The organism is Acidovorax sp. KPB24-03 (genome assembly GCF_057546605.1).
Window position 1 is genome coordinate 1 of sequence record NZ_BAAJYR010000221.1, and the last position, 5,795, is coordinate 5,795.

The 5,795-nt window shown below is 68.2% G+C and carries 5 protein-coding genes and 1 pseudogene; 5 read left to right on the top strand and 1 reads right to left on the bottom strand.

Annotated features, from left to right (window positions below):
- The 3 genes from AC27KI_RS17620 to AC27KI_RS17630 form a co-directional block, all read left to right on the top strand.
- A partial coding sequence (locus AC27KI_RS17620) for a family 2A encapsulin nanocompartment cargo protein cysteine desulfurase (protein WP_487114997.1) occupies nt 1–1,578 on the top strand: 1,578 nt, incomplete at its 5' end.
- Nucleotides 1,579–1,843: 265 nt separating this feature from the next.
- On the top strand, nt 1,844–2,398 hold the full coding sequence (locus AC27KI_RS17625) for an NADPH-dependent FMN reductase (RefSeq protein WP_284412884.1): 555 nt from the start codon (nt 1,844–1,846) through the stop codon (nt 2,396–2,398).
- 123 nt (nt 2,399–2,521) lie between these two features.
- Entirely contained in the window at nt 2,522–3,478 is a 957-nt protein-coding gene (locus tag AC27KI_RS17630) for a bifunctional helix-turn-helix transcriptional regulator/GNAT family N-acetyltransferase (protein WP_487114999.1), read from the top strand.
- A gap of 71 nt (nt 3,479–3,549) precedes the next feature.
- On the opposite strand, the gene AC27KI_RS17635 is transcribed toward AC27KI_RS17630, so the two are convergent.
- Complete coding sequence (locus AC27KI_RS17635; protein ID WP_284428483.1) at nt 3,550–4,194, bottom strand: FMN-dependent NADH-azoreductase; 645 nt, start codon at nt 4,192–4,194, stop codon at nt 3,550–3,552.
- A 136-nt stretch (nt 4,195–4,330) separates the two neighbouring features.
- On the opposite strand from AC27KI_RS17635, the gene AC27KI_RS17640 reads away from it, so the two are divergent.
- Nucleotides 4,331–5,287: a LysR substrate-binding domain-containing protein gene (locus AC27KI_RS17640; protein ID WP_487115002.1), complete on the top strand. Its 957-nt coding sequence runs from the start codon at nt 4,331–4,333 to the stop codon at nt 5,285–5,287.
- A 290-nt stretch (nt 5,288–5,577) separates the two neighbouring features.
- Nucleotides 5,578–5,795, top strand: a pseudogene (locus AC27KI_RS17645) (RBBP9/YdeN family alpha/beta hydrolase); the annotation flags it as partial.

Sequence of the window (5,795 nt, forward strand, 5' to 3'; positions counted from 1 at the left end):
GCCAGCGCATCGCAGGCGGCGGCCCATCCGGCAGCGCCCGCAACGCCGGCCTCTTCGGCCTCGCCGTACTACTTCGTCGGCGAGCGCCAGGCGCAGCCGTCGCCCGGTGGTTCAGCGATGCCCACCGCGCAACGCGGCGATCGGCTGGATGCGCTGGCGCGCCTGCCGTTCGCGCAGCCGCAGGTATCACACGCGGCCCAGGCGCCGGCCGCACCGGCCGGCCTGGCGGCCACGCCATCGTCCGACCCGAAGTTCTACTTCGTGGACGCAGTGGTGCTGCCCAGTGGCTACGTCACCCCGGCCAAGCCCGCGCCGCACGGCACGGTGCCGCTGGCGGGACAGGGGCAGCACCCGCCGTTCGACGTGCACGCCATCCGGCGCGACTTTCCCGTGCTGTCCGAGCGCGTGAACGGCCGCCAACTGGTGTGGTTCGACAACGCGGCCACCACGCACAAGCCGAAAGCGGTGATCGACCGCATCAGCCATTTCTACGCGCACGAGAACTCGAACATCCATCGCGCCGCGCATGAACTCGCCGCCCGCGCCACGGACGCCTACGAAGGCGCCCGCCAGCGCGTGAAGACGTTCATCAACGCGCCCGACGTGAACGAGGTGATCTTCGTGCGCGGCACCACCGAAGCCATCAACCTGGTGGCCAAGAGCTGGGGCGGCCAGCACGTGGGCGAGGGCGACGAGATCATCGTCAGCCACCTGGAGCACCACGCCAACATCGTGCCCTGGCAGCAGCTCGCGGCCGCCAAGGGAGCGAGGCTGCGCGTGATTCCGGTGGACGACTCGGGCCAGGTGTTGCTCGATGAATACCAGAAGCTCCTGAACGACCGCACGAAGATCGTCGCCGTCACGCAGGTCTCCAATGCGCTCGGCACCGTGGTGCCGGTCAAGGAGATCGTGGCGCTGGCAAAGCGCGCGGGCGCGAAGGCGCTGGTCGATGGCGCGCAGTCGGTCTCGCACATGCGGGTGGACGTGCAGGACATCGGCGCGGACTTCTTCGTGTTCTCGGGCCACAAGGTGTTCGGGCCGACCGGCATCGGCGTGGTCTGGGGCAAGCGCGAGGTGCTCGAAGACATGCCCCCGTGGCAGGGCGGCGGCAACATGATTGCCGACGTCACGTTCGAGAAAACCGTGTTCCAGCCGATCCCGAACAAGTTCGAGGCCGGCACGGGCAACATCGCCGACGCGGTGGGCCTGGGCGCGGCGATCGACTACGTGAACCGCGTGGGGATCGAGAACATCGCGCGCTACGAGCATGAACTGCTGGTGTACGGCATGCAGCAGCTGCGCTCCATCCCGGGCGTGCGCTTGATCGGCACGGCCGACGACAAGGCCAGCGTGATGTCGTTCGTGCTGGCCGGCTACTCGACCGAGGAAGTCGGCAAGGCGCTGAACGACGAAGGCATCGCCGTGCGCACCGGGCACCACTGCGCGCAGCCCATCCTGCGGCGCTTCGGGGTGGAAACCACCGTGCGGCCTTCGCTCGCGTTCTACAACACGTTCGACGAGATCGACCGGCTGGTGCATGTGGTGCGCCGGCTCGCCGGCCAGCGCCGCGCCGGGTAGGACAAGCGCGCGTTTGCGCCAGGCCTCGCACCCCCGGGATGCTGCGCTGCAGCGCCGGGGGTGTTTTGCTTTAATGGGCCGCCAGCGCAATGAGTACTAGGGCATATCGCTATTCAATTGATAGCAAAATGTCGCCCAAAATCTTTCGGAGGGAGGCCCTTCAGGGCGCGCGCGCGGCGCTTGAAGGCCGCAGGCCGTGTCTATCATGGCCCGTTCCGGCCCCCGCGCCGTTCCGTCATCTTTGGCTGTTTCACAAGGAGTGCTCATGGACCAATACCAGATCGCCGTCATCGTCGGCAGTCTCCGCAAGGACTCGTTCAACCGCAAGCTGGCCACGGCCCTGGCCCGGCTCGCGCCGCCGGACTTCCACTTCACGCAGCTGCGCATCGACGACCTGCCGCTGTACAACCAGGACGACGACGCCCATCCCGCTCCCGCCGTGCTGCGCCTGAAAACCGAGATCGCCCAATCGCAGGGCCTGCTGTTCGTCACGCCCGAATACAACCGGTCGATTCCCGGCGTGCTCAAGAATGCGCTGGACCACGCCTCCCGCCCCTATGGGCAGAGCGCCTGGGGCGGCAAGCCGGCCGGGGTGATCGGGGTATCGATCGGCGCCATCGGCACGGCCATGGCCCAGCAGCATCTGCGCAACGTGCTGGCTTACCTCGACGTGCCCACGCTGGGCCAGCCCGAAGCCTTCGTTCAGGCCAAGGATGGCCTGTTCGATGACGACGGCAACATCGGCGAGGCCAGCCGCCAGTTCCTGCAGGGCTGGGTCGAGAAGTACGTGGCCTGGGTCAAGCAGCACGCCAAGCTCTGACCAGCCGCTGGTTTTCAGCGCCTCCAGTCCGGCCGCTCCGCCATGGGCGGCCGGACTTTTTTATTTGCCTTTCGTATTTTTGATTGCTAAAGTCAATCAATTGTTTGATGAAGGCAAATAAAAATGGCGTCAGATCCCCAGGTCGCTCCCGCGCCTGTGCCCGTCCCCGCGGCCGCGGTCAAGGCGCTTCGGCAGTTCAACCGGTTCTTCACGCGCCGCATCGGCGTGCTCGACGCCTATCTGGGCAGCGACCTGTCCCTGACCGACGTGCGCGTGCTCTACGAGCTGGCCCACCGCACCGAGCCCGTCGCCACCGACATCGCCAGGGACCTGGGCCTGGACGCCGGCTATCTGAGCCGCATCCTGCGCCGGTTCGAGAAGGCCGGCTGGCTGGAGCGCCGCACGGGCGCAAAGGATGCGCGCCAGAGCCTGCTGCGCCTGACCGACGCCGGACACGCCGCGTTCGCCCCGCTGCAGCAGCGCTCGCGCGACGAGGCGGCGGCGATCCTGGCGCGCTTGTTGCCCACGCAGCAGGCCGACGCGCTGGCCGCCATGCAGCGCCTGGAGACGCTGCTGTCTCCCGAGCCGCCCAGCCGCCCCCGCCTCGTGGTGCTGCGCGACCCGGTGCCCGGTGACATGGGCTGGGTGGTGCAGATGCATGGCGAAATCTACTGGCGCGAATACGGCTGGAACCAGTCGTTCGAGGCCATGGTGGCCGAGATCGCCGCGCGGTTCGTGCGCGAATTCCGGCCCGGGTTCGACCGGTGCTGGATCGCCGAGGTCGACGGCGAACGCATGGGGGCGGCCTTCGTGGTGCGCGAGTCCGACACCACCGCCCGGCTGCGCATGCTGATCCTGGCGCCCCAGGCGCGGGGCATGGGACTGGGCGGCCGGCTGGTGGACGAGTGCATCGCCTTCGCGCGGGGCCAGGGCTACGCGGAGATGACGCTGTGGACCAACAGCTGCCTGGCCGCGGCCCGCCACCTGTATGCGCAGCGCGGCTTCACGCTCGTGGCCTCGGAACCCTACACCGCCTACGGCCAGTCCCTGGTGGGCGAGACCTGGACGCGTGCGCTATAGGCGCCTTGCGGCGCACGCAAAAAAGCCGGCGCAAGGCCGGCTTTCTGGTGATTGCGCAGTTGTCCGGTGGATCAGGCGGCTTCGGCCACGGCTTCCTGGCGGGATTGCGCCACGTGTGCCCGGATGTCGGAATCCGCGCTGTCCAGGGCCTTGGACTTGGCGTCCGGTCCCATGGCCACGCCTTCGGCGCGCACGAAGCGCACGTCGGTGATGCCGAAGAAGGCGAACACGGTCTGCAGGTAGCTCTCCTGGTGTTCCATGGCGCGGCCGGCATCGCTCGTCGAATACACACCGCCGCGGCTGGAGGCGACGATCACCGTCTTGCCCTTGGCCAGGCCCTGCGGGCCCGTGGCGGTGTAGGTGAACGTGCGGCCCGGCTGGGCAATGCGGTCGATCCAGGCCTTGAGCTGCGTGGGAATGCCGAAGTTGTAGAGCGGCGCGCCGACCACGATGACATCGGCCGCCAGGAACTGGCTCACCAGCTGTTCGGACACGGCGTTTTCACGGCGCTGTGTTTCACTCAGGCCTTCGGTCTGGCCGGTGCGCGGCGCCATGGCCTCCATCGTGAAATGGGCCGGCGCCTGGGCGACCAGGTCCAGGTGCTGCACTTGCGTGCCGGGATGGGCCTCGACCCACGCCGCCACGGTGCGGGCGGTGAGTTGGCGCGAAACGGACTGTTCGCCGGTGATGGCGGAATCGATGTGCAGCAGTTGCATGGAAGGTTCTCCTCGGGATGGGGGCCGCACCCGGTGTGCAGCGTTGGATAGATTGTGCAGATGAGCGCATTGATTGATAAGCCGGCCACTTTGCGATAGATTGTTCTATAGGTGGAACAATCTGCGAGGGATGACGGTGCAAGATCTCAACGACATGCTGTATTTCGCCGAGGTGGTCGAGCGCGGCGGGTTCGCCGCCGCGGGCCGGGCGCTCGGCATCCCCAAGTCGCGCCTGTCGCGCCGCGTCTCCGATCTGGAGGCACACCTGGGCGTGCGGCTGCTGCAGCGCACCACGCGCAAGCTGTCGCTCACCGAGGTGGGCGAGGCCTATCTGCGCCACTGCCAGGCCATGCGCGAATCGGCGCAGGCGGCGGCCGACACGGTGGCCCACGTCCAGGCCGAGCCGCGCGGCACGATCCGCGTGGTGTGCCCCGTCACGATCGCACAGACCCTGCTCGGCGACATGATGCCGGTGTTCATGGCGCGGTACCCGCTCGTGCGGGTGGAGATCCAGGTGAGCAACCGCGTGGTCAACCTGGTGGAGGAGGGCGTCGACGTGGCACTGCGCGTACGGGCCAAGCTGGACGACAGCGGCAGCATGGTCATCAAGCGGCTGAGCGAGGGCGACCTGTTGCTGGTCGCCAGCCCCGCGCAGCTGGCACGCCAGGGCACACCGCACACGCTGGAGGAACTGGCGCGCATGGACAGCATCGCCATGTCGGCCGCTGACGGCCGTGCTTCGCTGTGGCTGGTGGGCCCCGGAGGGCAGGAGGCGGTGTGGCAGCACAGCCCGCGCTATGTGGCCGACGACCTGCTCACGCTCAAGTTGGCCGCGCAGGGCGGCGTGGGCATTTGCTGGCTGCCCGACTACATGTGCCAGGATGAGCTGCGCAGTGGCCGGCTAGTGCATCTGCTGCCTGACTGGGCCCCGGAGCGCGGTGTGATGCACGCGGTGTTTCCCTCCCGCCGCGGCCTGACGCCCGCGGTCCGGCGGTTTCTGGACTTTCTGGGCGAGACGCTGCAAGGCGCGACGACGGCGGCGCCGGCATCCGATACCGAGGGCCTTGGCAGCGCGGCATCGATCGCTTCTTAAGATCAATTCGCGATTAATTCAAAAGAATATATTCTTTTGGGTTTTAAGGGCGGAATCGCAGAATGGGCCGCATCCACCGTTGAGGAGCCTGTTCCATGGCCACTGCACTGTCGTTCCGCACCTCCTGTGGGGTTCGAATCCTTCCCTTGTTCCATCCCCTGGCCACCGTGCCCCGCCGGCCATGAGCAGCAGCGCATCCACGTCGTCGTCCGCATCCGGTCGGCCGGATCGACGGCGCAGCGCCGCAGGCGGCCCCGTCCGCACACACCGCTGCGGGCAGCCCGGTCTCGGTGGTCATCGTCCCGGGCTGGCGCGATTCCGGACCCGGCCACTGGCAGAGCCTGTGGGCGGAGCGGCTGCCCGGCGCACGGCGCGTGGTGCAGGACGACTGGGTCACGCCCGCGCGGCGCCCTGGGTGGCGGCGCTGGAGCGCACCGTGCTGGAGGCGCCGCATCCGGTCGTGCTGGTGGCGCACAGCCTGGGCTGCATCACCGCGACGCACATGGGC